The sequence below is a fragment of the Tenacibaculum sp. Bg11-29 genome (genome assembly GCF_002836595.1).
Lineage (GTDB): Bacteria > Bacteroidota > Bacteroidia > Flavobacteriales > Flavobacteriaceae > Polaribacter.
Window position 1 is genome coordinate 3,379,082 of the sequence record NZ_PJBB01000003.1, and the last position, 26,367, is coordinate 3,405,448.

The window sequence follows — 26,367 nt, forward strand, 5'->3', positions numbered from 1 at the left end:
CTTAAAAACAATTAAACAGGGTAAAAAAAGGGCAAAATGCTATAAAAAAATAGTTTATAGCAAAATAAGTATTGCTATTGCTATGAAAACTACAATTTGAGCCCATTTTAAAAACACACCTATCTTGGCATTCTTTTTTATAGAAGCTGATATAGTTCCTGCTAAAATAGCAATAGAAGAAAAGATAATAAAAGACGTTATAATAAACAAACCACCTAAAACATAAAACTGAACAACCGTTGATATTGTTTCTGAAAATAAAAACTGCGGAAAGAATGCTAAAAAGAAAATTGTTACTTTCGGGTTTAATACATTCATTAAAAACCCTTTTTTAAACAACTCGAGTGTAGATTTTTTAGCTACATTTTCAGTTGAAAATGCAATTTTTGCATCACTCTTATACACTTGATACGCTAAATACAATAAATACGCAGCTCCAAATAACTTAATTATAAAAAACAAATTCGGGTTCTGATTTATAATTTCAGAAACACCAAAAGCAACTAAAGTCGTATGAATTATACAACCACTCATTAAACCAACAACAGTTGCTAAACCATATTTCTTACCATTTACAATACTTTGTGTAAGTACAAAAATATTATCTGGTCCTGGTGAAAAAGCCAAAGTAGCTGTTGCTAATACAAAAGAAATGAGGGTTTCTAGCATTTTAAACGTTATTGTAAACTAACTGAAATAATTATTTAATATAAATTAAATCAGTTAGTTTGTTACATATATTTATTTATTGTTTTTTAAAATCGCTTTATTTATTCTCTTTACCAAACTTGGCCCTTCATAAATAAAACCTGTATAAATTTGTACTAAATCTGCACCAGCCTCAATTTTATCTAAAGCATCTTTTTCAGAATGAATACCTCCTACCCCAATTATAGGAAATGCTTTGTTAGAATTATCAGCCAAATACTTAATTACTTTTGTACTCCTTTCTTTCACTGGCTGTCCACTTACACCTCCATTACCAATTTCTTTTAATCGTTCTTCTGAAACCTTTAAATTATCTCTATTTACAGATGTATTAGAAGCAATTACACCAGCAATTTTAGTTTCAATAACCAGCTCAATAATTTCATCTAATTGCTGATTGTTTAAATCTGGTGCTATTTTTAAAAGTATTGGTTTCTTATTTACTTCTTTATCGTTCGCTTTTTTAACTGCTGTAATTAATTCTTTTAAATAATCTACATCATCTAATTTTGCGTGACTTCCTACATTTGGACAACTTACATTTAAAACGAAATAATCTACATATGGGTGTAAACCTTTAAAACATTCTAAATAATCATCAGTGTAATTTTCTGGCGCTATATTTGTGTTTTTACCAATATTACCGCCAATAATAATTTTCCCTTTATTCTTTTTTAATTGCGTTATTGCTGTTTCTAATCCTTCATTATTAAACCCCATTCGGTTAATAATTCCTTGATCATCTTTTAAGCGAAATAAACGTTTTTTAGGATTTCCAACTTGAGCTTTAGGTGTAACAGTACCTATCTCAACAAAACCGAAACCAAAGTTTGCTAACTCATTATATAATACTGCATTTTTATCAAAACCAGCAGCTAAACCTACAGGATTTTTAAATGTTAATCCAAATAAATTACGCTCTAAACGTTTATCATTTACTTGGTACAAACTTCTAAAAATTGCTGATACAAAAGGAATTTTCGATAAAAATTTCACCAAAGAAAAAGTAAAATAATGAATTTTTTCTGGATCGAAAAGAAAGAAAATTGGTCGTATTATTAATTTGTACATTTATTAATGTTTTTTGTAATTATGCTAAACTTATATAGTATGTTAATTAACTATAAAAAAAGCTCCAATAAATTGGAGCTTAAAAATTATCTTAAAACAGCTTCTAAATTCTTTTCGAATGTTTGCTGTAACTTTTGCATTATTTTATCAATCTGTTTATCTGCCAACGTTTTGTTTTCATCTTGTAAAACGAAACTTACTGCATATGACTTCTTACCATCAGGTAATTTATCACCTTCATAAACATCAAACAAATCAACTTCTTTTAATAATTTTTTCTCTGATTGAAAAGCCAAGTTATAAACTTCTTTAAATTCAACTTTATTATCTATCAACAAAGCTAAATCACGTTTCACAGCAGGAAACTTAGCTAAATCAGCTACTTTTATTTTTTTATTACCTGTAAATGTTAAAATATTTTGCCAATTAAAATCAGCAAATAATACTTCTTGCTTAATAGAAAATTCTTTTAAAATAGTGTTTCTAATCACTCCAAATTCAACTAACTTTGTTTTACCTAAGCTAAATATAATTCCTTCAGAAAACATATCTGATTTTATTGGAGATGTTTTTAAGTTCCCTAACCCTAAACGAGTTAATAAGCTAGTTACAATTCCTTTTAAGTAAAAGAAGTCTGATGTTTGAGTTTCAGTTTTCCAACTATCTTTGGTTCTATTACCAGTAATAAATAATGTTAAATGTTTATCTTCTTGGTAACCGCTTTCGTATTTATGATATGTTTTACCAAATTCATAAAGTTTTAAAGCATTGTTTTTTCTATTAATATTGTATGCTACAGACTCTAAACCACTAAATAATAATGATTGACGCATTACCTTTAAGTCATTACTTAAAGGGTTTAACATCTCAACGTTGTACTCTTCATTTAAATCTTCTGATAAAGCTACATACTCAGCCTTTGTTAAAGAGTTTGCCATTGTTTCATTAAAACCTAAAGCAGTTAATTGATCTGCAACAATGTTTTCTATCTTAACATCTTTATTACTATCAAAAGAAATTGAAGTATTTAATTTATGTGAAAACTCAATGTTATTATAACCGTAAACTCTTAAAATCTCTTCAATAATATCAGCTTCACGTTGTACATCAACTCTATAAGAAGGTATTGTTAATCCTAAACCACCTTCTGTTTCACTGTTTATTTTTATCTCTAAAGAAGCTAAAATATTTTTTATAGTTTCTTTAGGTATTTCTTGACCAATTAATCTATATGCACCTTCATAAGATAAAAATACTTGAAAGTCTTCAATTTTCTTTGGGTAAAAATCTAAAACATCTGAAGACATCTTTCCTCCAGCATATTCTTCAATTAACAAAGCAGCACGTTTTAAAGCATATTTTGTTAGATTAATATCAATTCCTCTTTCAAAACGAAAAGAAGCATCAGTATTTAACGCATGTCGTTTTGCTGTTTTACGAACTGAAACTGGATTAAAATAAGCGCTTTCTAAGAAAATTGTAGTTGTATGTTCTTTAACTCCCGATTCTAAACCTCCAAAAACACCACCAATACATAATGGGTTATTATCAGCATCACAAATCATAATATCATCAGCAGATAACTCTCTTTCTACTTCATCTAAAGTTGTAAACTTTGTTCCTTCTTCTAAAGTTTTTACGATTACTTTACCACCTGCAATTTTATTTGCATCAAAAGCATGTAATGGTTGCCCTAGCTCATGTAAAACATAATTTGTAATATCTACAATATTATTTTTGGGGGTTACCCCAATAGCTTTTAATCTATTTTTTATCCACTCCGGAGATTCTTTAATCTTAATATCTGTAATTGTAATTCCACAATAACGTGGTACTAAATTTTTATCTTCAATTTCAATATCTATTTTTTGCGTACGTTCATCTACATGAAAATTAGATACTGAAGGAGAAATTAATTCTAAATTAATTCCTTGCTGAATTAATCCTGCACGCAAATCACGAGCTACACCAAAATGGCTCATTCCATCTGCACGGTTAGGTGTTAAACCTATTTCGAAAACATAATCTGTTTCGATATTAAAAACCTCAGAACAAGGAGTTCCTGAAATTAAGCTTTCATCTAAAACCATAATTCCATCATGACCATTACCTAAACCTAATTCATCTTCGGCACAAATCATTCCATGGCTTTCCTCACCTCTTATTTTTCCTTTCTTAATTTTAAAAGATTCACCTTTTTCGTCATATAAGATTGTTCCAACAGTTGCTACAGGTACTTTCTGACCAGCAGCTACATTAGGTGCTCCACAAACAATTTGTATGGGATTACCGTCACCTAAATCTACCGTAGTAACTTTTAGTTTATCAGCATTCGGATGTTTCACACATGTTTTAACCTCTCCTACTACTATACCTTTTAAGCTACCTTTAATACTTTCAACAGTTTCTATACCTTCAACTTCAAGACCTAGATCTGTTAATAACTCACCAGTTTTCTCTGCTTCCCAGTCTGTTTGTAAAAATTGTCGTAACCAATTGTATGATATCTTCATAATCAATCTCTGATTTTAGCCCGCAAATTTACGGAAAATAAAAGAATAAACTACACTACTTTTCTTATAGTATTAATCACACTGATTATTAACTATTTAGTAACATTTATTGTATCTAATAATTGTTTTTTTGTGTTAAATCTAAATAGACCTTCAATTAACATGAAAAAATCATTACTCTTCATCGCTCTTTTTATTTCATTTTCATTATTCTCTCAAATACCATCTTATTATAATGATGTAAATCTAAACCAAACTAGCACAGCATTAAAAAACGCTTTAGCTACTAAAATAATTAGTACGCATGCTGTAAATTTATCGTACTCTCCTGAAGTATGGGATGCTTTAAAACAATCTGACTTAGACCCTACTGATAATACTAAAGTTATTTTAATTTATGGCTATAATGATTCTGATGGGAATTATATAACAGACAGAACTCGTAGTAAAAACGCTAATGGTGGTTCTGCTGGATCACAATGGAATAGAGAGCATGTGTATCCTAAATCTTTAGGGAATCCTAATTTAGGCACCTCTGGTCCTGGAGCAGATGTTCATCATTTAAGACCTGCTGATATTTCTTTTAACGGACAAAGAGGTAGTAAGAAATTTGTTTCAGGTTCGGGTAATGCAGGTAGTCGTTCTGGCGGATGGTATCCTGGTGATGAATGGAAAGGTGATGTTGCTCGTATGATGCTGTACATGTACTTGCGTTATAACAATCAGTGTTTACCTAGTAATGTTATTATTGGCACAACTAATTCTTCTGATAATAATATGATTAATTTATTATTACAATGGAATGCAGAAGACCCTGTATCTAGTTTCGAAGCACAACGCAATCCTATTTTAGGAGGAATTCAAGGTAATAGAAATCCTTTTATCGATAATCCTGCTTTTGCTACGCAAATTTGGGGAGGCCCACAAGCAGAAGATTTATTTGGTAATGGAGGTGGTACTTCAGATACTCAGGCTCCAACTGCTCCTACTAATTTAACTACCGCTAGCATTACAGAAACTTCTGTAAATTTATCTTGGGTTAATGCTACTGATAATGTTGCCGTAACCGGGTATGAGATATATAAAGGAATTACTAAAATAGCTACAACAGTTACAAATTATTATACAGTAACAGGTTTAACAGCTGCAACAAACTATACTTTTTCTATAAAAGCAAAAGATGCTGCTAATAACATCTCCATAACTAGTAATACCGCTACAATAATAACAAAAGATGCTCCTTCTTCTGGTGCTGCTACAGAATTGTTTATTTCTGAATATGTAGAAGGCTCTTCTAATAATAAGGCTTTAGAAATTGCTAACTTTACAGGTACTACGATTAATTTATCTGGATATTCTTTAAAGAAAGCTTCTAATGGTGGTGGATGGACTAACGCATTAAATTTAACTGGCTCATTACAAAACGGAAAGGTATATGTGATCGCAAATACTAGTGCTTCTGCTACAATTAAAAATAAGGCTCAATTAACCGAAAGTAGTATCTCTTCTTTTAATGGAAATGATGCTATCGGTTTATTTAAAGGGAGTGCTATTATTGATGTTATTGGAAACCCAAATAGCTCTTCAACATTTGCAAAAGACAAAACCTTGCAGAGAAAAGCTGCTATTAAATCTCCAAATACAACTTACACAACTTCTGAATGGAACATTCTTTCAAAAGATACTTTTAGTGGCTTAGGAGATCATGCAATTAATGGTGGCGGCTCATCAGTAGATACCACAGTTCCAACTGCTCCTACTAACATGGCAGCCAAGTCAACTACAGAAACCTCATTAGCTTTAAACTGGACAGCTGCGACTGATAATATTGCTGTAACAGCGTACGATGTTTACAAAGGAACAACCAAAATAGCTACAGTTACAAGCACAAATTATACTGTAACTAATTTAACAGCTGCAACAAACTATAGTTTTTCTGTAAAGGCAAAAGATGCTGCTAATAATGTTTCAAACTCAAGTAATATAGTTAATGTTACTACTCTAAACACGGCTGTTGCTTACTGTAATTCGAATGGTAACAACGCTAATTTTGAGTATATTGATAATATTGTTATTGGTGGAATTTCTAATACAACTACTTCAAACGGTGGTTATGGTAATTTTACTTCTCAAACAGGTAATTTAAGTTACGGAAACAATACAATTATTGTAAGTGCTGGTTTTTCAAGCTCATCATATACCGAATTTTGGAAAGTATGGATTGATTTTAATAAAAACGGAATTTTTGAAAACAACGAAGAGGTTGTTAGCGGATCTTCATCTAGCGCAGGTAATTTATCTTATAATTTTTCTATTCCTAACGCTGCTTTAACAGGAAAAACAAGAATGCGTGTTTCTATGAAATGGAATGCAGCGCCTACTGCTTGTGAAGCATTTTCTTATGGTGAAGTTGAAGATTATTCTGTTAACATAGGTGTTAGTGCTAAAGGAAGTAATAATTACAAAACTATAATTGATGGAAAATTAGGAGATGAAGCTCCAATATTTAACGCTTCTATTTTCCCTAACCCTACTGCCGATTTTATAAAAATTGAAATGGCTGATGATAGAACAGCTAATTTTAAAATTACAAACACCATTGGTCAAGAAGTTTTAAAAGGAAAGGTAAATCATGCTAATATTAATGTATCTAATCTAAAAAAAGGAGTGTATATTCTTGAAGTAAATGACAAGCAAAGATCATTTACTAAAAAGTTTATTAAAAACTAAACAACCTAATTTTAAATAAAAGGGCAATCATTAATGATTGCCCTTTTATTTAAAATAGTATCTAAACTTCAATTGTTGTTTTTGGTTCTTTAGAAGAAGTAAACACATGTGTATATAACCACATAAGTGTGAATGTTGGTACTATATCTAACCCTGGCATAGCTTCTTCAATAAAAGTAATAGCTGCTGCAATTTTACCTTTATTTCCTTTATACATTTTTGTCATTAAATAAGCTGCTGCAGGAGCCCAAATCACATCAAAGAACTCTCCTACACCTGGTATAGCGTACGATGCTAAACCCATAGCATCAAACAATAAACTAAGTGCTAATTTTTTATATTTATTTTTTATATTCATTTATAATAAAATTATTTATATTGATAACAAATCAAAATTCAAGCCAAATTATTCAATTTTCAACTTCTTAAATTAATATTTTTGCTCTAAAATACTAAAAACGTATGATTTTTTCTGATTTTATAAATCAAATAGAGAAATTACAAAACAAATCTTTAGGTGGGTTAACTTCACAAATGAAATTAGCTCCTAAACTAAGAACTCAGTTTTCTCAAGAGTTAATTGATAGTAAAAATCCAAGAAGAGCTGCCGTTTTAGCATTATTTTATCCTAACAAAAACAATCAAACATGTTTTTTACTAACAGAAAGAGCTAGCTATAAAGGAGCTCATTCGGCACAAATTAGCTTTCCAGGAGGTAAAACAGAAAAAAAAGATAGTTCTTTTGAAATAACAGCATTAAGAGAAACTTTTGAAGAAGTTGGTGTTATATCTGAAGAAATTAAAATTATTCGTCAACTTTCAGATTCTTACATTCCTCCTAGCAATTTTTTAGTTGCACCGTTTATAGGTATGCTTAAAGAAAAACCGAATTTTAGCCCAAACTATGAAGTTGCTAATATTATAGAAGTTTTAATTACTGATTTATTAAATGACAATAATTTAACATCAGTAGAAATGGAAACTTCTTATATGAAAAACACTAACGTACCATGCTTTAAACTAAACAATTATATCGTTTGGGGGGCAACTGCTATGATGTTATCAGAAATTAAAGATTTATTTAAAGAGTAATAATTTCTATTTCTTTTGTAATTTAGCTTTTACATTAAAAAAACAATTACAAATGCCTTTATTCAAAAGGAATCCATTCGGACATATTTTACTACTAAAACGTTTTCTAATACAAGTGCTGGGTGTTATTTCACACGGACGCTATCGTAAATTTAACGATTTACAAATTGAGGGTATGGATATTTTACGTAATCTACCTGACAAAAACGTTTTGTTTATTTCAAATCATCAAACATATTTTGCTGATGTAGCCTCTATGTTTCATGTTTTTAACGCTGCTTTAAAAGGACGTGATGACAACATTAGAAACATCGGCTATTTATGGAATCCTAAGCTAAATATTTATTACATTGCTGCTGGAGAGACTATGAGAGCTGGTTTATTACCTAAAATATTTGCTTATGTTGGCTCTGTTTCTGTTGAAAGAACTTGGAGAAGTGAAGGTAAAGACATAAAAAGAAAAGTAAAAATGTCTGATATTTCTAATATCCGTATGGCTTTAAATGATGGATGGGTTATTACTTTCCCACAAGGAACTACTACACCATTTAAACCAATTCGTCGTGGTACAGCACACATTATAAAAACATGTAAACCTATCGTAGTACCTATTGTTATTGATGGATTTAGACGTTCTTTTGATAAAAAAGGGTTGATGATTAAAAAACGTAATGTTTTACAATCAATGGTTATTAAAGAGCCTTTAGAAATTGATTATGAAAACGAAGAAGTATCAAGTATTATTGAAAAAATAGAATACGCAATAGAGCAACATCCTTCGTTTTTAAAGGTGCTAACACCAAAGCAAATAAAAGAAGAACAGGAATATAGAGAAAAAAGACGTTTTTGGGGTTCAGAACATCAAAGTGAAGAATAAAAAAGAAATAATATATAATTATGGCTAATAATAAATCAATTTTAAATGAGAAATCAATCGATTTCTTAGCTAAATACTTAAATAACGCAGCACCTACAGGATACGAGTGGGAAGGTCAAAGGATTTGGATGGACTATCTTAAACCTTATGTTGATGAGTTTATTACCGACACTTATGGTTCGGCAGTTGGAGTTATTAATCCTGATGCAAAATATAAAGTAGTTATTGAAGGACATGCTGATGAAATTTCATGGTATGTAAACTATATTTCTGATGATGGATTAATTTATGTTATTCGTAATGGTGGTTCAGATCATCAAATTGCACCAAGTAAAATTGTAAATATCCACACTAAAAACGGTATTGTAAAAGGTGTTTTTGGTTGGCCAGCAATTCATACACGTAACAAAGCTAAAGAAGAAGCTCCGAAACCTGATAATATTTTTATTGACACTGGTTGTGCAACCAAAGAAGAAGTTGAAAAATTAGGAGTTCATGTTGGTTGTGTTATTACGTATCCGGATGAATTTCATATTTTAAACGGAGATAAATTTGTATGTCGTGCCCTAGATAATAGAATGGGTGGATTTATGATTGCCGAAGTTGCTCGTTTATTAAAAGAAAACAAAAAGGAACTTCCTTTCGGATTATATATTACCAACTCTGTACAAGAAGAAATTGGTTTGCGTGGTGCTGAAATGATTGCTCAAACCATAAAACCTAATGTAGCTATCGTTACTGATGTAACTCACGATACAACTACACCAATGATAGACAAGAAAAAAGAAGGTCTTTTAGAGTTAGGTAAAGGTCCTGTAATTGCTTATGCACCTGCAGTACAACAAAAACTACGTGATTTAATTATTGATGCTGCTGAAGCTAACAAAATTCCTTTTCAGCGCTCAGCTTTATCAAGAGCTACAGGTACCGATACTGATGCTTTTGCGTACAGTAACGGAGGTGTTGCTTCTGCGTTAATTTCTTTACCATTACGCTACATGCATACTACTGTTGAAATGGTACACAGAGATGATGTTGAGAATGTAATTAAAATGATTTACGAAAGTTTATTAAAAATAGAAAACGGAGAAGATTTTTCTTATTTTAAGTAAAAAACTTTTTTAAAATATAGAGCGTCATTCCAAGGAAATATAACGAGGAAATCTTTTCATTCAGATTACTTCACTTCCTTTGAATGACGTTCTTTTTTTTATTTTTAGTGTGAGTTATAAGTGAATTAATTCACCTTCTTCATTAAATTTATTACAGCTAAACCCTTCAATAAAAAAAAGTCAATAGCATTTCAGTTTATAAATCAAATAGTTATCTTTCCAAGAAACTATCAAACATGCTATCAAAACCAGAAAAGGCCGTATTAAGAGATAAACTATTCCGTCATCTAGACGGTATTGTAACATGTCCTTCCGCGCATGTTTTACAAGAAAAAGGAGTCACCAACTATTTATTAGAAAAAAATTCGGTGAGTTTAGCTGATATCTCAACTAAATTTAAGGCTAATGATGGGTATTTAAATGTAGCTTTAAGAACTTTTTGCTCACAAGGCTGGCTCACACAGCATGTTAATAACACTAACAATACAGTACTTTTTAAAACGAATGAACTATCTGCCATAGCCTTTTCTTATTTCCATTTGTATAAAGAAGCCTTTTTATTATTAAAATTTTCTGAAGATTATAGTCCTAGAAAATTTGAAACAGCTGCTTTTTTAAAACTTGAAAGTTTGTACAATAATTTTAAAAATAACTTCGGAGTTGCAGTTCCAACTGACACTAAGGGTAAAGAAATTTTTGACCAAATTATAGCCCATATTGAAGGAATTATTATTGGGCCTACTGTTGTGTTATTAGGAATGAGTGGAATGTTTCATAAATACTTTATGCAAACAAAATTTAAAGCTGAAGAATTTCACAAAGACGCTGATAATTTTGGGCGTTTACTAAATATACTTACTAGCCTAGAATGGTTTTACAAAACAAAAGATTCTTATGAATTTACTGATAAGGGATTATTCTTTGCAAGAAGAGCAAGTGCCTATGGAGTAACGATTTCTTATATACCTACACTTAGAAAATTGGATAAACTCATTTTTGGAAATCCTAGAATTTTCAAAACATCGAAGATTAGTAATGAGGAGATCCATGTGGATAGAGAAATGAATGTTTGGGGAAGCGGAGGTGCACATGCTGCTTATTTTAGAGTGATAGATGAAATTATTATAAACTTATTTAATAAACCAATACACGAACAACCAAAAGGTATTTTAGATGTAGGTTGTGGTAATGGCGCTTTTTTAAAGCATTTATTTAATGTTATTGAGCATCAAACTAACCGAGGAAAGGTTTTAGAAGACCACCCATTATTACTTATTGGGGTTGATTATAACCAAGCAGCTCTAAAAATCACCAGAAAAAATTTAGTACAGGCTGATATTTGGGCAAAAGTAATTTGGGGAGATATTGGAAACCCAAAAGCCATGTCTGAAGATTTACAAGAAAAATATGGAATTAACTTATCTGATTTATTAAATGTTCGTACGTTTTTAGACCATAATAGAATTTGGGAAGCACCAAAACCTACTGCCAACCTTAGCATTTCTACTTCTTCTGGTTCCTATGCCTATAAAGGAAAACGGTTGAATAATAATTTTGTGATAGAGTCCTTAAAACAACACTTTAATAAATGGACTCCCTACATTAGTAAATTCGGATTGTTATTGATAGAATTACATACTTCAAAACCAGAATTGGTATCACAAAGTATTGGAAAAACTGCTGCAACAGCATACGACGCTACTCACGGGTACTCTGATCAATATATTATTGAACTTGATAGCTATATGAAAGCAATGGAAGATATTGGACTAGTACCTGATAAAAATACCTTTAGAAAATTCCCTAATTCCGATTTGGCAACGGTTTCTATTAATCTCTTTAAATCTAAATAGTAAGTCCCATTATGACTAAATTTACTCATAATGGGATTACATAGAAAATGGATTTTGTATTATTTTGGAGTATAACCTTCTAATTTATTAGATTACCATGCAACAAGTATTTCCTTTTTTCGTAAGTACTTCTTTATAATACCATTATTATTAAATATTAATCTTGTGAGTCCGAAATTGCTTTAATTAAATACGGTCATTCACTTGTTCAAACACTAAATAGAAAGCCTCGAAAACAATATATTTTCGAAGCTTTTTCATTTCTATAAATTAACTAAAGTTATTCATTCGTTTTATCTCCCTTTACCGACAACATATTCGCAAATAATTTATAAGCCCCAGAAACACCAACAGGTAACTCTCTAAAAAAACTTAAACCGGTATATATATAATTTCCTTTTCCATATTTAGCGATTAACAAACTACCTTTTTTGGCTGTTTCTCCTTTATCATGCATCGATAAAATTGGTGTATATTCTTTACTCCATTTATTAGGAAAATACAATCCTCGTTCTTGAACCCAACCTTTAAAATCAGCTTCAGTAATTTTATTAGGGTAATTTAGAATAGAATGATTTTTAGATAATAAGGTAACTTTAGCATTTTCATCTGTTACTCTATCTCTTGATAATTTTAACTCAAACGGTGCTTTTATATCAACCCTTCTATTGGTATTATACTGAACTATCATATTACCACCATTCTTTACATATGCTAACAGATACTTTTGTTTAAATTGTAATTCTGTTAAAGTATTATAAGCACGAATACCTACCACTACAGCATCGTAGTTTTGTAAGTTCTTTTCATTTATGTCCTTTGGCTTTATTTCTACTACACTATAACCTATTTGTCGTAAACTTTCAGGAATAGCATCTCCAGACCCTTGTATATATGCTATCTTATCACCTCTTTTCTTAATATTTAAACGAACTACTTTCGCTTGTGATGGTAATAAAATAGACTGTTTAGGAATATGCTTGTAATTAATTTCAACTAATTCTTTATCGTATTTTTTATTATCAATAGTAGCTACTGCCTTTAAAATTCCTTCCGATTGATTATTTGATGGTGTTATTTTAAAATCGACAAGCTGCTTATCTCCTTTTTGCGCTATACTAAATTTAGCCGTTTTAGGTGAAACGCTCCATCCTTTAGGAACCTCTAAAGAAACTAAACCATTTACATTCTTATCACCAGAACGAACCTCTAAAGAAACTTTTTTTGCTTCATTATTAGAAAAAATAAGTACTTTACTTTTTAACCTTGTTGTAACTTTAGGTAAAACTTCAAAAGGTTCATAAACCTCTCCTTCATCCCTTTTAGAATATCTATAAATAACAGGTATTTTAAATTTAATTGGTTCGTTTTCTATAACCAAATTATAAGATATATGTAAAGGTCTTGTACTTTCTGGGTTTCCGATTAACTTTTTATTTTTAACAGTATACATACCCAAATCCCAAGGTTTATTTAACCAATATGGTGAAGAATAATCTACATTTTTAATAGTTACACTTTCTTTAAAGTTTTGCTTTGAATTAGGTGCTAACTCTAATTCTTTTAATATTTTTTTTCCTGTTGGAAGAATCTCAATACTAGATAATTCGATTAATAGGTTACTTCTATTTAATACTTCAAAGTTTACATTAAATGTACTATTAGGAGTTGTACTTGATGCATTTGCTGATGCTTCTAAATATAAACCTGCACAAGACTTTATAATTTGTTTAAGTTCTTTTGATTTTATTTTTTTCCAATGGGCATCTTTTAAGTTTTGAACTAACTTATAAGCTTTCATTAATTCACCAAGATGCTTTGATGGATTTACAAAATTAAAATTCTTTTCAACTTCATATAAAATAGCGCCAATTTCTCCACCTCCTTCTACCCTATTCCAAGTAGTATTAATTCCTGAAAAAATATCATTTTTATCCTTAGGAAAATCTCCTTTTAAAAACTCAACATATTCTGTTTGACTTCCTCTAGTTGTTAACCGTCCAAAACCTTGACATAAATGCTGACTACTCGCCATAGAAGCTAGTTCGTTATTAGACAATCCTTTTAAAGGATAATAAGCTCCAATATCAAAACTTAACATCTTACTTTTATCTGCCTTTTCAAACTTTTCTCTACTTCCGTAAAACCACCAAGAAGTATTAAAGAATAAACGTTGTGGTTTCCATACACTTGTATTTTTTAATTGATTAGCGTATTTTGTTTTGTCATTAGCCAAGTCAAAAGCCTCAACACTCAACATCGCAGAAGAGGTATGATGCCCATGCGTAGTACCCGGCGTTCTATGATTAAAACGGTTAATAATTACATCTGGTTTAAATGTACGAATAGCCCAAACTACATCTGATAAGACTTTATCTTTATTCCAAATTTTTAATGTTTCATCTGGATGCTTCGAATAACCAAAATCATTCGCTCTAGAAAAACGCTGCTCACCACCATCTAATCTTCTTGCAGCTAACAATTCTTGGGTACGAATTACACCTAGTAATTCTCTCATTTCTGAGCCAATTAAATTTTGTCCACCATCTCCACGAGTTAACGATAAATAACCTGTTCTCGCTTTTTCATGATTTGATAGATAAGCAATTAAACGTGTATTTTCATCATCGGGATGTGCAGCTATATATAATGCTGATCCTAAAAAATTTAATTTTTGAAGCTGCTCATAAATTTGATTTGAAGTTAATTTTTGAGGTTTTTGAGCTATTATTGATAGAGAAATCAATAAAAAAGAGAAACAAAAAAGCGTTTTTTTGTACATTTTCAATATTTTGGTTGATTAACAAATGTACCTTTTTTAACTTGTGCTTTTACGACATTAACAAAATGCTAACATTTCATAGTAAATAAATTATTTACTTAGCATTAAAGAGCTTTAAAAGAGTTACCATTATCACCTTTTTTATTCCATTTTTAATGTTGTCTCTTTTATTCTATTTTCATTAATAATTTTATCTACCTCAGCAGTTAAATAAATTCTATTTAAATAATCTGGACAAATTCTATTTGCTGTTTTTACATAGTCATCCATAAAATTAAATACATCAATTACCCCTTCAGTGAAAAGATGAATTATTTCTTTTTTATATCTGATTTGGATTCTTCCTTTTTTTCTTTTCTCGGATGACATTCGCTTTTCGTTCCTAACAAGAAAACTTTCAAAATCCCAGACCGTATCATTTTTTGAAATAGTTTTATTATAAACTAATTCCCAATTAGGGATACCTTGGTAAGTCGCACTATAATACTCTGATTTGATTGTTAAAGAATCATTTTTTTTAGTTACTACTATTCTTTCTTGTGCGCTTGAGGTACAAACAGAATGTTCTATAAAAATATTCAGCGTATCTATTTCAGTCATTTTATGTTTAAAATCACAATAATCAGATTTTAAAATAAATTCAGACTTCACCAATTCTATTTTCTTTTTAGTTTCTTTTTTACAAGAAACCAAAATCAGAACCATAATTACTATTTTAGATAAGTTTTTCAAATTACGTAGAATAACATTTAAAATAAATATATAAAGTTAATTGCTAAAAACTAATTTATAGTCTTATTTTTTTCTCTAAAGAACTACTTACTAAAGTTTAAATTAGCCATTAAAAATCGGTATTAATTATAATAGCTCTTAACAGCGTGTCCTTATTTATTATTCTATTAAGAACCTCAATTCACTACAAGTTTTACTAGGTACAAACTCTGTTAATTCATAGTTAGCTAACCCATTTATATTAAAAGGATCTTTTTTAATAATTCTTTCCAATGCTGTTTTGCTCTTTATTTTAGATAATATAATTCCTCCTGTTCTTGGTGTTTTACGACCAGAAACTAAAAAATTACCCAATTTATATTGCTCATCAAGAAATTTAACATGCTCATTTAAAAATTGGTCAACTTTTTCCAATTCCGTTTTGTAAGTTATATTTATAATGAACATTCTTCTTAAATTTTATTGTTTATTTTTATTGGTATATGTTATGCAATATTAAATAAAAAAAAGTAAAACCTAAAAAATAAGTACTTTCGATTATATAGTTTAAGCTACTGGCTTTTTATTCCGATTTATTATTAAACCATCAATAAATGCTCCAGGTAATTCAATTAAATACTCATTTATTCGTAATATTTCAATCACCTTTTGCATATTATTTGATTCATTATTTAAAATAGAACTCATTTCTCTTAACGACTCTGTTGTTTGAATAAACTTCATTAAAGAATATGTATCTAGTTCTCCATATTCAAGGTTATTAATAATCTGTACATCTAAGAACTGTTTAGTAGATGAACTAATAAATGAACAGCCTTTACCATGAAAATGGTATTTCCATTCACCATTTATACTCCCTCTTTGCTTATCACTTCTATTTATTTTTAAATCATATATTTCACCTGAATTACTCAGATTAATATTAAAAGTATCAGCCATAAGGTTCATAAGGTAATGAGCTTTTTTATCAAACAGTTCAATACACTTATAAAATCCATTTAGATTTTCCAATACTGTTTTCGTAGAGATACTCGGAACAATATAAAGTTTATTCATCCACTTAATTTCACTAACGACATACTTAGCTAATTCTTCTTGAAGATTAGCTATATAGTTTCTACTAAAACTCTGTTCAGTCAAAACAAATAACAAAGTCTCGTTTTCAACTAAAAGATTCTTTACTTTTTTAATTTCTAGAGGCTTTTTAATATCTATAGTCATATTTATACTTTTAAATAACAATTATATTCAATGTTATATATCCCACTTTATAAACAATACAAACTTAAATATTTTTAAGCTTTAATTATTGAATGAATCTGATGAGTATCTATTGAGTGCCACCTTTTATCTAAAGTATTTTTAGTACTCGTATTTTCATGGTGAATACTAGCTACAAATCCTTTTTGGTAATTGTGCGCTATAACACTTACTCCTTCTTGCCATACAAAAGCATTATCCTCACCAATTGTAATGTTTTTAAAAGGTCTTTTTTGCCAAGTATTTTTAGTGTAGGCCATCGTAGCACCTGCGACCCATGCTTTTTCTTCTTTTGGGTATTGATACAACCAAGCTTCTTGCTTTTTTGAATCGTAAAAATATAATTTAGATAAGCCACAAACATCGGCATTATTAGACTGTAAAGTACTTACTTGATACGCTAACCAATCAGCTGCATACCAATCATCATCATCCCAATGCACTATAATTTCACCCGTTGACTTACTACAACAGAAATTACGTTTTGCTCCTAAAGACATTCCCTTACGTAATCTAAAGTATTTTATATTTTCTTGATCTGGAACTAAATGTTCAATTGAATTACTGCCATCATCTGCAATAATCAATTCTTTATTAGCATAATTTTGATTCCTGAAATTTTGAATAGCTTGTTCAATAAATTGTGAGCGATTACTGGTTGGCATAATACAACTCACTTTTTTTATTGATTGTCGTTTTTTGGTATAAAATAGTTTATGCTGTTTAACCAATTCAAACTCTTCACATTTAATCCAACCATCAGGGTTTGGAGTTAGTCCTAACTTAAATTTCCATGTATTAGCTTTGTGTCTTAAATAAGTGTATTCATTTTTTGGTGCTATTTTTTTAAGTGTTGCATTCTTATAAATTGCTTGCATTAAAAAATCGGCATCTTCTCTTAGTGATGTATTAGGATATGGCCCTGCAATTTCCCATACCTTTTTTAGAAAAACAAGTGTTCCCCCACACACACCTTTAACAAACAATTGTTGATATAATTCACTCGTACATTTCCAAAAACTCCAATCATCTAATCCAAAAAAGGTTGTATTTTCAAATGCAGTAATATCACATTTACCATCTATTATAGGTTGCACCTGTTCGGTAATTCTCTTTGCCCCATACAAATCATCATCATCCCATTGAACAATAATTTCTCCTTTTGAATGTGTACATGCAATATTTCGTTTCCCTCCTATACTTAACTCTGTAACTTTTATAAAATGAATATTTTTATCTTCTGGTAAATTTTCAGGAAGATCTGTTGCTTCATTATAAACAATAACCAGTTCTTTATTAGGGTAGTCTTGTTGTAAAAAATACAGTATCGCTTGTGTTATGTACGTTGCACGATTAGCAGTAGGCATAATACAACTTACTAAAGGTGTTTTGTCTATTTTTTTTTTATTTAAAAAAAAATTAGTAGTTCCATGCGCTTTCTTTTTTACATTTTTAGTTTCAGATAAATAATTAGCTTTAAGTGTTTTTATATTTATTAAGTTCTCTAAATCTAATTTCCTAACTTTTATTCTTAAAGCATGTGCGTCTATTTCTTGATTACAATAACTATCTATTAACAATCTTGTTACATCAACATTTGCTAAGAAAACTGTTTTTTTACCTTTTAAACTAACTCTTACATTGTAATCTAACACCCAATAATCTTCTGTATTATAAGTCACATCAGCAAGTCCAATTTCATCTACAATTTCTTTTTTTACGAGATAACAACAATTAGAGGTATTATTTTCTAATGATTTTTCTTTCCATCGTACACTTTCTTCTTCCAAACAATCGGTAAAATGGTTATTTTTTAATTGCTGTTGGTAAATAAGGTTTGGTGATACACTACCGTGTTCTGGAAAATGATTAAGGTGAATAATCATTTTAAGAAGTTTAGGTATAGTTACTTCTACTCCTGCTTCTAATAACAAAAAAGCATCTGCTCCTTTTGTATTAATTAGTTGATTAAAAAAAGTTACATTTGAAGTAAAACCACTACTCGGAAGTGTTGAAATAAATGAAAAATTATTAGCAATCTCACTTTCTTGTAAAAAAACTTGATTGATAAAAAACGGATTCCCATAATTAATAAATTCTAATGTTTTTTTAACAACAGACGCACTTATTTGTTTAGGAATAATTATTCCTATATTTATTTTTTGAATTAGCTTATTACCTAACATATGCATATTTTATAAGATAATTAACATACATATTCTTAGGCCTAGTTTCTAAACTTATTCTTACATTTCCGTTAATCGGATTAGCATCAATAGCACTTGTAGCCCCTCCTGTTAAATCAGGGGTATCTACAGCCAAAGGAACTGGAGTGGATCCTGGTTGAACTGGACTCGTAGGTTTAGATGCTTTTGAGTATTGATGTTTATGTTCTTGCAGCGTATCTTCTTGTACTGAACCGATTTTATTTAAATTAGTAGCTGTTGGTTCTTTTTGATTTACTAAAGTTCGCTTATCAAAATCTGGATCATTTTCTGAACTTCCTGAAGAGCCTCTAAGAAAGTACCCCCTATAATCGGGGATACGAAATTGTTGATCAGCTGGTAAATTATCGTTAACATCTGTCGGTTCGCCTTCGAGACTATATAAAAAACCCAGTGCTTGAAAAAGTTCAGGATAAGCCCTACAATACAATAGTCGTCCATCACAAACCATCCAACCATATCCTTCTATATTATTAGTTATTCCTGTTTCTGATTTAGCAGCTGTATATACTTGCGCTGTATCTGGCGGAGATGAAACAGGTGTACTTATAATACCTGCATAAGATATAATTGCCCCTACAGGTGTATCGCTATTAAAATTTGTAAATGTAGGTATCATTATATTGAAGGTATTTCATTTGTATTATAAGGCAATTCTTTTCCTTCTTGTAGCCATTGCATATTTGTTGGTACTAATATTTCCCAAGGTTCATAAACTATGTTTCTATCAATATTATTCGTTTTACTTGCTTTTTTAATTGCTACTGTTACAGGTTTGTCTTGCTCAATTACTGGTGTAACGATATTAGATATCCAAGAAACTAATCCGGTACTTAAATAATATAACATTTTAGTATTAAAACCAGGGGTAACAGGTACCATAACGCGAATATGTTTGGTACTTAAAGAATCATCTGTTAGTTCGTTATTATGAAAATTGCTTATAGCAGTACTTATTTTACCTTTTTGTAAAACATCATTTTCTTCGTAAAACTCATAGGTACTTTCTCCCCATTCCATAGCTGTTTCAAAAAATTGATAATATGCTGGTTCATTTACATCGGTTAAATAACTAGATGGTGGCGATGAACTATCTGTTTTTTTGATATTTAATTCATAGAGCATTTTTTTACAAGACTTAATAATTGATTTATTCATTAAATCTTTTCTTCTTGCTTTGTTTCGGCTCTTAATATCATTTACCTCTTCTTTTACATTTGCTATATTTTCTTTGTACGCCTTCATTATAGCGTCATATACTTTAATTTTCCACGCATTCATTAACCTACTTGAAGGAGTATTTGATACACTTACATTTACATAAAAACTAAGTGCATTAGGTGGTGAATAAGAAACAGTTTCATTTAATACTATTGGAATCGAAATGCTGTTATTTTGAGGTATACCTATCGTATTAGCAGCTTCTACATATTTATTTTTACTCGAATTAAGATCTATTTTATTAGTACCAACAAGTAATGTCATATCTGCATTTATAACTGCATTCACCTCTATTTGAGAAGGTATATACCCCTCTTCTATAGTTAACATCTGTGCGGTAAGTACTTTATCTTCATTAAAAAAAGTGTAAAATGTTTTTAACTCATCAGGTGGTAAAACAACATTTGTTACCCCATAATCAGCCGCTAAGACATTGTAATTTTCACGAGTAATTGATTTAAAAGAAGTAATTGGTTTTAGCCTATTTACAGGCGCAATCAATCCGTTTTCAATATTTCTAAAAGTTGATTCAAGTTTCGGGAAAGGTTTATCTATAAGGAACTCTAAAATAAAACGATTACCATAATTAATTACTTGGGCATTGTATACTTTATTTACCCAATTATATATACCTCTTACATTTTGCTCATTGTTTCTATTATCTAAAGTATGTACTATCGTTTCTTTCGTTTTATTAACTTGATTTCGTGTAAAAACTTGCTTTATATTTTTCCCCATTCTAGCTATTGTTTTATTCAATACCTTTTTAGCAAAATGAGCATCATTCGTGTTTTCGGTTAAATCTGGTGTTCTTATGTGTGAAATTGATCCATTATAAGTTCCTGTTGTAGGTGGTCCATAAGAAGTTTCTAATTTATTATAATCATCAATAGTAGTATCGGTTCCTGAAAGTGTATTACCAATTTCAATATTTAATCCATCTAAACTACCTAATTGCTGACTACCGTTTCTTAAAAACACGTCATTAGAGTTCGTGGTAGTTTCACTTATTTCTTGTAATAAAGCATTACTACGTTCTTTAATTTCTCCAGAAAGCACGTTTTCTATATGCGCAATTTCTCCTGGTTTATACCCTATTAATTTATGTTGAATCATATGTAAATCTCCAATAGCATAAGGAATAATAGTTTTATTAATGGATGATACATTTTGATTATAATCAACTGCTAGAAGAGGAAATACAGGTGTTGGTAAAACTATTGATGCTTTTATTAAATGTTCAATTGTTGTTAATGAGCTTGTTTCTGAATTTAAAATGTTCTCTAAAATATTACATACTAACAAAATTTTAATTTCATTTTCCAATCCTTTAGCATTGTAAAAATTAAGTACAGAAAGCGCAAATACATTTTGCCATATTCTATCCTTTAATTCAAGATACTTTTTACTATTAATCAGATCTTTTAATTCAACTAAACTTAAGGTCAGTTTTTCATGCATTAATATTTCTAATTCTTCTAAGCCTAATACGCTACCTTTCTGAATAGTATCATAAACATCAGGAAAAATTTTATAAGGTATTGGAAGAGTAGCAGTACTGGTAATATATTGATCAGTATACGGAGGAACTCCATTAATAAAATTAAAAGCCTCTTCTGTTATTTTTCCATATGCATTAGGGGCTGGAATACCATTACTATTAAAATTAGATAAAAAACTATTGTATAAATTAGGTACAACAGGACTGCTAGTAATAGGGTTATAATTCATAAAATACGCCTCCTCCATTTTGGTTAAATTAGGCCATTTTTTTAAATATAAATAAGGAAATAAATCGTTATAATCATTAGATAAAACAGGATCTGCCGTAGGTATTGGTTTTGGTACTGGCATTGGAGGTACGGGAATAGGTACTGGTATTGGGTCAGGTCTAGGCTCAATATTACTAGGCACCTTCAAAATGTTTCCTTCAAAATGATTCTCTAAGTTGTAACAGTAATGAGCATTAATAAATATATAACATTCATTATTAACTTTATAAAGTTTCATCTCCCCCTTAATATTAATATTATCAGGAAATGAAAGTTCAAATATTTCGTTTGAATCTGTACATAAACAACCTTCCCAAATAAAGGTGTCTTTAGGTTTATCTTTTCTTAATAATTTGTAGCTAACATAACGACATCCAAAATCTTCACATTCTGATGATTTTGATTCTTTTTCTTCAAATGAAAATTCGAAAAGAAATTGTTTTCTATTACATGTTTCTAATTGATATGTATACATTGTATTTTTAGTTTGTGAAGATTTTAGGTTATTAAAAATCTTTAGGTTATTTCATAGAAAATATGAGAACTATTATCTCAATAAATAATCTCAAGTATAGGTACATAAAACACCTATAAGAATATTTATTTTTTAAATCAAGGGAAAAATTTAAGTAATTACTACCTATCTATATCTCCTGTTATTAAATTACAGGAACTAATTCAAATTTATAAGGAGTGGCATTTACACCTATACCTCCACCAGTCATAACTAAATTAGCGCGAGTAATTCCATGAAGAGAAATTTTAGTAAAGGGAGCACTTAAAATAGCTGAGTTCATCGCTAATCCTTCTTCTGCTTTAGAACTAACACCTATATAAATATAAGGTTGAAACTCAAAAGCAGCTTTTTCTTTAGGAGATACACCAGTTTTACTAGCTATTAATTTGCCTCCTCTATAAATTTGAGTATCTATTGCCCCTTTTGTTAGGTTATTTTTAATTTCTACTTCATTTGTACTAGCTGCATTAACAGTAGATAATTGAAGTGTATTTCCTGAATCGGAATAGTTAACTTCCCATTTTTGACCATTTGTCGCTAATTTTAAATCAGAAACGTTTCCATAAGAATCTTTTGCTCCAGCATAAAAATCCATAGGATACACAAATTTATGTTTCCAATCATAACCACAGTTTTTTATAACATGCCAAGCCACAACTGTTTCTGCATAATTAGGTATTGCATTTTTTTGAAAAATAACGACGCTAGAGTTGTTTTTATCAAATGATTTATTAATAAATGTTATTTCAATATCCATTGTACTATTTATTTAAAAGTTTATATACTTAATTATTAAATTAACACCTATTTATCTTTGAAAATGTTCTTATAATATTCATTAATTTTCTCCTTACAAAGGCAAAAAAAGCTAAGTATATTGTAGTAATGATTTCACAACTTTAATTTAATTTTTAAGAAGAAAAGAAACCATTTTACTCTAGTTTTTTGAAGTTAAATGATAATAAGAAAAGGGAAAGGAAATTCTTTCCCTTTTCTATTTTTAATAATTAAATTGATTATTATGTAGGTACTAAATCAAATTTAAAAGGAGTTGCATTTGCTCCTGTACCTCCGCCTGTCATAACTAAATTAGCTGTAGTTAATCCTAGTAAAGAGAATTTTTGATTAATATCACTTAAAATAGCTGAGTTTATAACCTCTCCTTCTTCTACTTGTGCATTTACACCTACATAAATGTAAGGCTTAAATTCAAACACTGCTTTTTCACTAGGAGAAACACCTGTTTTAGAAGCTAAAAGGCTACCTGCTTTATAAATACGAGCATCAATAGAACTTGTTGGAAGTGTATTTTTTACTTCAACTTCGTTTTGACTAGAGGCACTCTCTGAATCTAAATTAAGTACATCTCCTGAGTTTGATCTAATTACATCCCATTTTTGGCCGTTTACAGCATCCTGTTGATCTGATATGTTTCCATAAGAATCTGAAGCTGCCACTTGAAAATTCATTGGGTATGTAAACTGATGTGTCCAATTACGTCCACAATTTTTAATTACTTTCCACGCAATTGCTGTTGAATCAAAGTTAGTTGCTACATTTTTTTGAAAAATAACAATGTCTGAGTTATTTGAGTCGTTTGAATTGTTGATAAATGTGATTTCGATATCCATTTTATATTAAGTTTGGTTAGTGTCTGATCTTTAAAAAGGAGCCAGAGCTTGTCCTTATTTTATTATTAACTTGTTTTGTATTTTTAGTAGTTATAAATACACAGGGTATTTATATTAAGCTTCGACAAGCCATATAGTTAAAATCTAAATATTTAACTCCTTCTTTTTCTAATTTATCAATAACAGATCTTAAGGTTACTATTCCACTTGATCCTTTAATCATTAAACAATCATGTAGTACATTATAATCTTCTTTAGCTTTTACCGCAGATTGAGTTGCTGCTTCAAACCAATCTCTAGGATATTCTGAAAGTTTATAATTCCAAGTTGAACTACCTGCTCCAACAATGGAAATAGCCTCATTAATTGGATTTTCTGATTCAATAATACGATTGCACTTTCCTTCTATTATACTCTCTCCATGAGCTCCATAAAAGTACATATTAGGTTTACCACTTCCATAATCAGGAATATTAAACATTCCATCTTGATCATCATATCCTCCATGAGAACAAATAAACACACTTGTTGCATAATGATTCCCTGATGCTCTCCACACAACAAAGTCACCAAAGTCAATAATTTGATTAGGCATATTTTTAAAGTTTAAATTAATTTAATTTTTGTTAATAGTTTTTATATACTATAACCTCTCACCAAACTTTTTCGTGAGCTTTTTCTTTAGATATTAATGATTATTTATTATTCAATCATAAAGGAATAAAAGTTCACTGATACACTATGAACATATTTTTATACTAAAGATGATTAAATTTCAAATGCACTAACGCAATAGCTTAGTATCGTTTTTATAAAATAGACATATTGTATGCTAGGTACTTTCTTTGGGCTTTATGCATTTGAAATTTATTTCAACACTATTCTCCTAACTGCAGACTTAGAAACTAATGTGAATTTTTACGTATTACTACGTTTAGTTGTTTTTATTTTATTAATTATTTTGACTCCATTGAATGTAGCCTTGTAGTGTAAGACCTAATCTGGCAAAATACTCTTGAGCACTTTCATACATTGAAGCTTTTACAATACTAGGTACTATAGCTGCTTTGCAATTTTCATAGTCGTTCCATAGTACACCTTGTGAAGTATCATAGTCGTTTGCAGACTCTTGTCCTGTAGTATATAATTGAGGCGATATAATATCAATATTTTCATTTGAGAAGAAAGAATACATTAATTCTCTTGCATCAGAAATTCCATAAGGAGCAGAATGACTTACTGTAACAAGTACTTTTAATCCTTTATTCTTTGCTGCCTGAAAAGAAGCTGCAAAATAATTTTCTAAATTAGTGTCTCCTTCCTCCACATCATAAGCTATTCCATCATAACCTTCAAAATCTCCATTCTGTATAGATAAAGTTAAACTCTCTAATATATTTTGCGTGAATGCTCCTGCTGCATTTCCACCTCCAATAGAAATGTATTTTTCACCAGATAACTTATCTTTTTTACTAATACTATTATTTATAGCTTCTTGTGCATCAGAATAACCACTAAAGGCGATACTTAATGTTGTTCCATCAGGTGATGGATTACTAGTTTCCCATGTCCAATTCCAATATCCAATATTTTCTATTCCAGAATTCATAATACTTTGTGTTTTATTTGTTATTAATACTGCTAAATTAGCTTTGAAATTCTTTTTTTTATTGGCTAAATGACATGAGTGGTTAAATGATTGTCTTAAGTGGTAGTTTAATAGATATTAAGCTATAAATCAACCTCATTAATAAAGTTATTCTTCAATAACTATTAAGCTTACTAAAGAATAGATACCTAAAAACAACCCCCAAACCATACTAAAAATGTCAAAAATTAGAGTATTAATTATAGAAGACGACCCCTTCGAATTAAATAAAATAAAACTGTCCTTAGAAAAATATAATTTTAAAATTGTGGGCACCGCGACAAATTTAAAAGATGCCTTAGAAGTATATTATTCAATAAATGTAGATATTATTATTATTGATATTTTTCTAAACAATAAACCCGAAGGAATTACTTTTGCCAAAACAATTATAAGTAAAAACGAAAAATTAAGACCTTTTCTATTTCTAACAAGTGCTATTTCTAAAACTATTTTTGAAACTGCCAAATTAACAAACCCATATAGCTATTTATTAAAACCCTTTAATGAATTAGAATTAAAATATTCTTTAGAATTGGCTATCGAGAACTTTACTGAAAGTATTAATATATTCAAAGAATCTTCTTCAAAATATTACAATAAAAGTTTTTATTAAAAACAAC

21 protein-coding genes are annotated in these 26,367 nt (G+C 29.7%); 6 read left to right on the forward strand and 15 right to left on the reverse strand.

Going from position 1 to position 26,367, the window contains the following annotated elements; genetic code table 11:
• Positions 1–54: 54 nt before the first annotated feature.
• The 3 genes from CXF68_RS15410 to pheT all read right to left on the reverse strand — a co-directional run bounded on the left by CXF68_RS15410 (position 55) and on the right by pheT (position 4,292).
• The gene (locus CXF68_RS15410; protein ID WP_101046013.1) at positions 55–669 is read right to left on the reverse strand and encodes a LysE family translocator; all 615 of its coding nucleotides are present in this window, start codon (positions 667–669) and stop codon (positions 55–57) included.
• Between the two features lie 72 nt (positions 670–741).
• Entirely contained in the window at positions 742–1,779 is a 1,038-nt protein-coding gene (locus tag CXF68_RS15415; protein WP_101046014.1) for a quinone-dependent dihydroorotate dehydrogenase, read from the reverse strand.
• 86 nt (positions 1,780–1,865) lie between these two features.
• Positions 1,866–4,292 carry a phenylalanine--tRNA ligase subunit beta gene (gene pheT / locus CXF68_RS15420; protein ID WP_101046015.1) on the reverse strand — a complete coding sequence of 809 codons (2,427 nt, stop codon included), beginning with the start codon at positions 4,290–4,292 and terminating at the stop codon, positions 1,866–1,868.
• Positions 4,293–4,454: 162 nt separating this feature from the next.
• Here pheT and CXF68_RS15425 point away from each other — a divergent pair, with 162 nt between their 5' ends.
• A complete protein-coding gene (locus tag CXF68_RS15425; RefSeq protein ID WP_101046016.1) occupies positions 4,455–7,022 on the forward strand; it encodes an endonuclease in 2,568 nt (855 codons plus the stop codon).
• Between the two features lie 61 nt (positions 7,023–7,083).
• Here the strand turns inward: CXF68_RS15425 and CXF68_RS15430 are convergent, their stop codons facing one another.
• Positions 7,084–7,380 carry a hypothetical protein gene (locus CXF68_RS15430; protein WP_101046017.1) on the reverse strand — a complete coding sequence of 99 codons (297 nt, stop codon included), beginning with the start codon at positions 7,378–7,380 and terminating at the stop codon, positions 7,084–7,086.
• A gap of 104 nt (positions 7,381–7,484) precedes the next feature.
• On the opposite strand from CXF68_RS15430, the gene CXF68_RS15435 reads away from it, so the two are divergent.
• From CXF68_RS15435 to CXF68_RS15450, 4 genes are all read left to right on the forward strand, one after another.
• Positions 7,485–8,114, forward strand: coding sequence for a CoA pyrophosphatase (locus CXF68_RS15435; RefSeq protein ID WP_101046018.1), 630 nt, complete (start codon positions 7,485–7,487; stop codon positions 8,112–8,114).
• Positions 8,115–8,166: 52 nt separating this feature from the next.
• Positions 8,167–8,991, forward strand: a complete 825-nt coding sequence (locus CXF68_RS15440; RefSeq protein WP_101046019.1) for a 1-acyl-sn-glycerol-3-phosphate acyltransferase — start codon at positions 8,167–8,169, stop codon at positions 8,989–8,991.
• A 20-nt stretch (positions 8,992–9,011) separates the two neighbouring features.
• On the forward strand, positions 9,012–10,103 hold the full coding sequence (locus CXF68_RS15445) for a M42 family metallopeptidase (RefSeq protein ID WP_101046020.1): 1,092 nt from the start codon (positions 9,012–9,014) through the stop codon (positions 10,101–10,103).
• A gap of 236 nt (positions 10,104–10,339) precedes the next feature.
• Positions 10,340–11,956 (forward strand): class I SAM-dependent methyltransferase, encoded by a 1,617-nt coding sequence (locus tag CXF68_RS15450; protein WP_101046021.1) that lies wholly within the window; start codon positions 10,340–10,342, stop codon positions 11,954–11,956.
• A 280-nt stretch (positions 11,957–12,236) separates the two neighbouring features.
• On the opposite strand, the gene CXF68_RS15455 is transcribed toward CXF68_RS15450, so the two are convergent.
• From CXF68_RS15455 to CXF68_RS15505, 11 genes are all read right to left on the reverse strand, one after another.
• On the reverse strand, positions 12,237–14,738 hold the full coding sequence (locus CXF68_RS15455; protein ID WP_101046022.1) for a PIG-L family deacetylase: 2,502 nt from the start codon (positions 14,736–14,738) through the stop codon (positions 12,237–12,239).
• A 141-nt stretch (positions 14,739–14,879) separates the two neighbouring features.
• Complete coding sequence (locus CXF68_RS15460) at positions 14,880–15,443, reverse strand: hypothetical protein (RefSeq protein WP_101046023.1); 564 nt, start codon at positions 15,441–15,443, stop codon at positions 14,880–14,882.
• Between the two features lie 186 nt (positions 15,444–15,629).
• A complete protein-coding gene (locus CXF68_RS15465) occupies positions 15,630–15,917 on the reverse strand; it encodes a YciI family protein (RefSeq protein WP_101046024.1) in 288 nt (95 codons plus the stop codon).
• A gap of 99 nt (positions 15,918–16,016) precedes the next feature.
• Positions 16,017–16,691 carry a hypothetical protein gene (locus CXF68_RS15470; RefSeq protein ID WP_101046025.1) on the reverse strand — a complete coding sequence of 225 codons (675 nt, stop codon included), beginning with the start codon at positions 16,689–16,691 and terminating at the stop codon, positions 16,017–16,019.
• A 74-nt stretch (positions 16,692–16,765) separates the two neighbouring features.
• Positions 16,766–18,916: a glycosyltransferase family 2 protein gene (locus tag CXF68_RS15475; protein WP_198553832.1), complete on the reverse strand. Its 2,151-nt coding sequence runs from the start codon at positions 18,914–18,916 to the stop codon at positions 16,766–16,768.
• On the reverse strand, positions 18,906–19,574 hold the full coding sequence (locus tag CXF68_RS15480) for a tail fiber protein (protein WP_101046027.1): 669 nt from the start codon (positions 19,572–19,574) through the stop codon (positions 18,906–18,908). The genes CXF68_RS15475 and CXF68_RS15480 overlap by 11 nt, the downstream gene beginning before the upstream one ends.
• The gene (locus CXF68_RS15485; protein ID WP_101046028.1) at positions 19,574–22,423 is read right to left on the reverse strand and encodes a hypothetical protein; all 2,850 of its coding nucleotides are present in this window, start codon (positions 22,421–22,423) and stop codon (positions 19,574–19,576) included. Before CXF68_RS15485 ends, CXF68_RS15480 begins: the two co-directional genes overlap by 1 nt.
• 184 nt (positions 22,424–22,607) lie before the next feature.
• Positions 22,608–23,222 (reverse strand): hypothetical protein, encoded by a 615-nt coding sequence (locus tag CXF68_RS15490; protein ID WP_101046029.1) that lies wholly within the window; start codon positions 23,220–23,222, stop codon positions 22,608–22,610.
• 262 nt (positions 23,223–23,484) lie between these two features.
• Positions 23,485–24,096, reverse strand: a complete 612-nt coding sequence (locus CXF68_RS15495; RefSeq protein ID WP_101046030.1) for a hypothetical protein — start codon at positions 24,094–24,096, stop codon at positions 23,485–23,487.
• Between the two features lie 109 nt (positions 24,097–24,205).
• A complete protein-coding gene (locus CXF68_RS15500) occupies positions 24,206–24,691 on the reverse strand; it encodes a putative adhesin (protein ID WP_101046031.1) in 486 nt (161 codons plus the stop codon).
• 357 nt (positions 24,692–25,048) lie between these two features.
• Positions 25,049–25,705, reverse strand: a complete 657-nt coding sequence (locus tag CXF68_RS15505; protein WP_101046032.1) for a hypothetical protein — start codon at positions 25,703–25,705, stop codon at positions 25,049–25,051.
• Positions 25,706–25,922: 217 nt separating this feature from the next.
• Here CXF68_RS15505 and CXF68_RS15510 point away from each other — a divergent pair, with 217 nt between their 5' ends.
• Positions 25,923–26,360 (forward strand): response regulator, encoded by a 438-nt coding sequence (locus tag CXF68_RS15510; protein WP_101046033.1) that lies wholly within the window; start codon positions 25,923–25,925, stop codon positions 26,358–26,360.
• Positions 26,361–26,367 lie beyond the last annotated feature (7 nt).

Bases quoted from the DNA above. Each gene is read 5' to 3' on its own strand.
- CXF68_RS15410 (WP_101046013.1), bottom strand. From the start codon at position 669: ATGCTAGAAACCCTCATTTCTTTTGTATTAGCAACAGCTACTTTGGCT.
- CXF68_RS15415 (WP_101046014.1), bottom strand. From the start codon at position 1,779: ATGTACAAATTAATAATACGACCAATTTTCTTTCTTTTCGATCCAGAA.
- pheT (WP_101046015.1), bottom strand. From the start codon at position 4,292: ATGAAGATATCATACAATTGGTTACGACAATTTTTACAAACAGACTGG.
- CXF68_RS15425 (WP_101046016.1), top strand. From the start codon at position 4,455: ATGAAAAAATCATTACTCTTCATCGCTCTTTTTATTTCATTTTCATTA.
- CXF68_RS15430 (WP_101046017.1), bottom strand. From the start codon at position 7,380: ATGAATATAAAAAATAAATATAAAAAATTAGCACTTAGTTTATTGTTT.
- CXF68_RS15435 (WP_101046018.1), top strand. From the start codon at position 7,485: ATGATTTTTTCTGATTTTATAAATCAAATAGAGAAATTACAAAACAAA.
- CXF68_RS15440 (WP_101046019.1), top strand. From the start codon at position 8,167: ATGCCTTTATTCAAAAGGAATCCATTCGGACATATTTTACTACTAAAA.
- CXF68_RS15445 (WP_101046020.1), top strand. From the start codon at position 9,012: ATGGCTAATAATAAATCAATTTTAAATGAGAAATCAATCGATTTCTTA.
- CXF68_RS15450 (WP_101046021.1), top strand. From the start codon at position 10,340: ATGCTATCAAAACCAGAAAAGGCCGTATTAAGAGATAAACTATTCCGT.
- CXF68_RS15455 (WP_101046022.1), bottom strand. From the start codon at position 14,738: ATGTACAAAAAAACGCTTTTTTGTTTCTCTTTTTTATTGATTTCTCTA.
- CXF68_RS15460 (WP_101046023.1), bottom strand. From the start codon at position 15,443: ATGGTTCTGATTTTGGTTTCTTGTAAAAAAGAAACTAAAAAGAAAATA.
- CXF68_RS15465 (WP_101046024.1), bottom strand. From the start codon at position 15,917: ATGTTCATTATAAATATAACTTACAAAACGGAATTGGAAAAAGTTGAC.
- CXF68_RS15470 (WP_101046025.1), bottom strand. From the start codon at position 16,691: ATGACTATAGATATTAAAAAGCCTCTAGAAATTAAAAAAGTAAAGAAT.
- CXF68_RS15475 (WP_198553832.1), bottom strand. From the start codon at position 18,916: ATGTTAGGTAATAAGCTAATTCAAAAAATAAATATAGGAATAATTATT.
- CXF68_RS15480 (WP_101046027.1), bottom strand. From the start codon at position 19,574: ATGATACCTACATTTACAAATTTTAATAGCGATACACCTGTAGGGGCA.
- CXF68_RS15485 (WP_101046028.1), bottom strand. From the start codon at position 22,423: ATGTATACATATCAATTAGAAACATGTAATAGAAAACAATTTCTTTTC.
- CXF68_RS15490 (WP_101046029.1), bottom strand. From the start codon at position 23,222: ATGGATATTGAAATAACATTTATTAATAAATCATTTGATAAAAACAAC.
- CXF68_RS15495 (WP_101046030.1), bottom strand. From the start codon at position 24,096: ATGGATATCGAAATCACATTTATCAACAATTCAAACGACTCAAATAAC.
- CXF68_RS15500 (WP_101046031.1), bottom strand. From the start codon at position 24,691: ATGCCTAATCAAATTATTGACTTTGGTGACTTTGTTGTGTGGAGAGCA.
- CXF68_RS15505 (WP_101046032.1), bottom strand. From the start codon at position 25,705: ATGAATTCTGGAATAGAAAATATTGGATATTGGAATTGGACATGGGAA.
- CXF68_RS15510 (WP_101046033.1), top strand. From the start codon at position 25,923: ATGTCAAAAATTAGAGTATTAATTATAGAAGACGACCCCTTCGAATTA.